We start from the raw sequence: 4,215 nt of genomic DNA on the forward strand, positions 1-4,215 counted from the left end.
CCATACGAATGCACAACCTCCAAAACAGCTCCAGGATGTCCTAATGAAGTGATGACAATAGGCGGTTGGTATTTCTTGATTAGTTCAAGATCGCCTTCTAGTCGTTTATTCGAGGAATGAGCGATAAAGTTAACAGCCCACGGCGCTGCTTGTTTGCCTGTTTCTTCTTGAAAGGCATTTAATTGTTGCTTAATGTCTAGTATCCACTCTTCCAATAAGTCTGAGGTTCGTGCATTCAATAAAGGGAACGAGCCGATGATCCCTTTTTTACAAGACTGGATCACAAGAGCAGGGCTTGATACTAAAAACATCGGAGCCGCAATAACTGGTATTGAGACGCTATCCATTATTTCTTTCCACTTTTCATTCATTTAACTTCCTCCTATATTGCTCATTTTTAATAATTAGGCAAGCTTTATTGGGTACGTAGCGATGTTTTTAATACTTTTCCACTCGCATTTCGAGGTAAACGATCAATAAATTCTACTTCTTTAGGTAGCTTATAAGTAGCTAGTTTCTTCTTACAGAACTGTAAGATCGCCTCTTCTTCAACATCGGCCCCTTCTTTTAGGACAACATAAGCTTTTGGCACTTCTCCTAGCACTTTATCCGGCACACCTACAATCGCAGCTTCTAGTAACTCCGGGATCTCATAGAGGACTTCCTCAATTTCAACAGGATACACCTTTTCCCCACCTCGGATAATCATATCTTTCTTTCGATCAACGATATAGAGGAGACCATCCTCATCAAATCGTCCAAGATCACCGCTGTAGAGCCATCCATCTTTTAAGGCTACATTCGTTGCTTCCTCATTTTTTAAGTACCCTTTCATCACTTGCGGACCTTTTACAATTATTTCTCCAACTTCACCCACTGGTACTGATTCACCAAATTCATCGACGACACGAATCTCCGTCTGAGGCAGAACTTCGCCTACAGACCCTACCTTATCCAGGGCATAGTGATCTTTTAATGTAGTGGCAGCCGGGGAGTTTTCCGTTTGACCATATAAATTCTGTACTTTTATGTTCGGATACAGCGCTTTTACTTTTTTGACTAACTCATAAGGCATAGGCGCTGCCCCGTATGTGAATAATCGCAAGTTTGATAGATCTAATGTAGACATCTTAGGGGTGTTTAATAGGATGCTGTACATGGCTGGGACTCCAAAGAAAATCGTTACTTTTTCTTCTTCCATCGTTTGAAGTGTTTGCTCAGGTGAAAAGGCTTCTTCAATAATGATTGTTCCACCTGCGTAGATAACAGGTAAACTAAATACATTACTAGCAGCACAGTGGAAAAGTGGGGCTACAATATGCATGCGATCGTCACTTGTAATCTCCATCGCTTCGATCCATATTTTTGTAGATGCTTCAATATTAGACGCAGATAACATTACCCCTTTTGGCTTACCGGTTGTTCCAGATGTATAAAAGACAACCGCTGTATCATTGCCTTGATTATCTTTCTTTTCAACCGGAAGTTCCGGTCCATTTATCACATCTTCTAACGTATTCTCTTTTTCACCAACTACTAGCAGATCATCCATGTTGTTAATCGTTTCTTGTAATTCCTCTATTACCGTTTGAAAACGCTCATCATAAATGAGAGCTTTCGCTTCTGAGTGCGTAAAGATGTAATTAATCTCATTTGCCGTCAATTTATTGTTAACTGGTAAGATCGTGAAACCACCAATTTGACAAGCATAATAGCAAACTAAAAAATAATCAGAGTTATGTAAGTAAACAGCAATGATATCATCCTTTTGATACCCTTTGGCTTGGAAGTATCCTGCTACATTTTGAGCTTGTTGATAGAATTCGGCGTATGTTGTATGTCGTTTGTTATAGGTTGTAATCACTTTTGATGGGTTCTGTTCTGCACATAACGCTAATTTTTCTGAGATCATCATATTTTTTAACCCTCCTAAAATCATGTAAGCGCTTTAGTTGATTTGTTCACCTTGCTTTTTACCTACCTTAAAATMAGTATGCTTCCAATCACCCGACATTATTTTTGTAATTTTCTTACTATTAACTCTATAAATCCTCATTATAAAGCCCTACTGCTGAATGTCAATACTTTTGAACCACGTATAATTCTTAAACATATTAAAAACGATATCAAAAAAACACTATCCTTAAAGAGAATAGTGCTTAGTTTAATCAGTTAATAACTCACTTCAACAATTTGCTTCAAATTATCAAACATCATGCTCCAGCCTTGTTCAGTTTGGAGGTTGTATTCGTGTAAGGCTTTTTCAATATCCTTTTCGGTCCATTCGGGTTCATGGGGAACGATGATTTCATGGATGAATGTCATGAGGCAATTATTTTCCTGTTCGGTAAATGTGACTTGAATCGTATCTTCGCTTTCACTAAATTGTGGMATCTTAAACGTGAAGACAAGCGTTGATGGACGTTCGATTTTAACGTAAGAACCGATTCCTCTGTAGTCTGTGCCCTCTCTGTGATCAATGATCTCCCATGTACCACCTTCAACTAGCTTATTCGTGGCTGACTTGTTGGTTTCTTCGGTTGTAAACAACCATTTTCTCATAACATCAGGATTCAGCCATGCATCGAACACCCTTTCCACAGGTGCTTGAATCAATCTCGTCATTTCTACCATCGTTGCTGAATAATTGCTCATTCRCCTCACCCTTTCAAGCTATGTAGTATGTTTTCTTCTACCTATACCCTAATTTCCTTTACCCAATTGCGTAATTTCTCTTTTTTTGAAATTCATGTTTATTCAGAAAATTGGAGTGGTATGAGTGTGAGTGAGCCAGATATAGCTATTAAGCAGATATCTGAGATCAAGATAATGGGAGTGTTTGAAGAATGGAAGACTTTTACCCTTCAAGAATAAGCGAGAAACCGCAGATCATGAAGCGTAAGGACCCTGTGATTCATACCGACCGAAAGCATGATCACGAGGCTCCACTCACGAAAGACCAGCTTGATTTCTATGAGGAGAATGGATTTTTACAAATTGAAAACCTCTTCTCGGATGAGGAAGTGGCTGCTATGCAAAAAGCGATATTCGAATTACAGGAATCAAATAGCGGCGTACAATCTGAGAAAATGATTCGTGAGCCTAATAGCAATGAAATCCGATCGATTTTTGCAGTGGATCAAGATGACGATTACTTCAAGGAAATTGCAGCTGATCAGCGCTTACTTGATATCGTCAATCATCTACTCGGAAGTGACGTATATGTCCATCAATCCCGTATAAACTATAAGCCAGGATTTTCAGGTAAGGAGTTTAATTGGCATTCGGATTTTGAGACGTGGCATACAGAAGACAGGATGCCTAGAATGCGTGCATTAAGCATGTCGATTGCCCTATCAGACAACTATGTACACAACGGACCACTGATGCTCGTACCAGGTTCTCATAAGTATTATGTGAGTTGTGTAGGCGCAACACCTGAAGACAATTACAAAGAATCATTGAAAACTCAAAAAGTGGGTGTCCCAGATAATGATAGCTTAAAGTGGTTAGTCGACCAAGGTGGCGGTCTATCTGTTGCGACTGGAAAAGCAGGAACCATTACCATTTTTGAATCGAACACAATGCATGCTTCAACAAGCAATATGACCCCGTACCCACGTAACAATTTGTTCATGGTGTACAACAGTGTCGAAAATAAACTCGTTGAACCATTTGCAGGTGCAGGAGAACGACCAGAATACATCGCTGTTCGCAAAACAACCGAACCACTCGGAAAAGAAAAAATACTTAAGTAAGAATGAAGAATTATTCATAAGAGAAGGCCATTCAGTTTGAGCTGAGTGGCCTTTATCTATTTTCTATTTCAACAATCCTACCATCTTCAATCCGTGCACAATCCCATCTTCATCAACTGCTTTTGTCACGTATTTGGCTACTTCTTTCGTTTCTTCATGAGCATTGCCCATCGCTACACCATGTGYAACAGTTGAGAGCATCTCGATATCGTTTAACCCATCACCAAATGCATAGACATTTTCCGGCTTAATGTTTAATTTAGCAATCATCATCTCAATGCCCTTTGCTTTTGAGCCGCCATTTGGCAAGATATCGACTGAAAGCGGGTGCCAACGGATGAAATCAAATGCTTCAAACTTTTGCTCGTAACGTGTTTCTTCACCACGCTCGCAGAATATAAGCGTTTGATAAATCTCTTCCATTTTAAAATACTCGGGATCATGTGTTGGGAAGGCT

4 protein-coding genes and 1 pseudogene are annotated in these 4,215 nt (G+C 39.5%); 1 reads left to right on the forward strand and 4 read right to left on the reverse strand.

The features are described from left to right. The 3 genes and pseudogenes from AB685_RS27340 to AB685_RS27350 form a co-directional block, all read right to left on the reverse strand. A pseudogene (locus AB685_RS27340) lies at positions 1 to 371 on the reverse strand (nitronate monooxygenase); the annotation flags it as partial. A 44-nt stretch (positions 372 to 415) separates the two neighbouring features. Continuing rightward, the gene (locus AB685_RS27345) at positions 416 to 1,915 is read right to left on the reverse strand and encodes a long-chain fatty acid--CoA ligase (RefSeq protein ID WP_053073972.1); all 1,500 of its coding nucleotides are present in this window, start codon (positions 1,913 to 1,915) and stop codon (positions 416 to 418) included. A 257-nt stretch (positions 1,916 to 2,172) separates the two neighbouring features. Beyond that, entirely contained in the window at positions 2,173 to 2,655 is a 483-nt protein-coding gene (locus AB685_RS27350; protein ID WP_047973753.1) for an SRPBCC domain-containing protein, read from the reverse strand. Between the two features lie 191 nt (positions 2,656 to 2,846). Between AB685_RS27350 and thpD the strand changes: the two genes are divergently transcribed. Further along, on the forward strand, positions 2,847 to 3,758 hold the full coding sequence (thpD, locus tag AB685_RS27355) for an ectoine hydroxylase (protein WP_047973754.1): 912 nt from the start codon (positions 2,847 to 2,849) through the stop codon (positions 3,756 to 3,758). Positions 3,759 to 3,821: 63 nt separating this feature from the next. Here the strand turns inward: thpD and AB685_RS27360 are convergent. After that, positions 3,822 to 4,215 (reverse strand): HAD hydrolase family protein (locus AB685_RS27360; RefSeq protein ID WP_047973756.1); only part of this gene is annotated, 394 nt, incomplete at its 5' end.

Source organism: Bacillus sp. LL01, assembly GCF_001037965.1.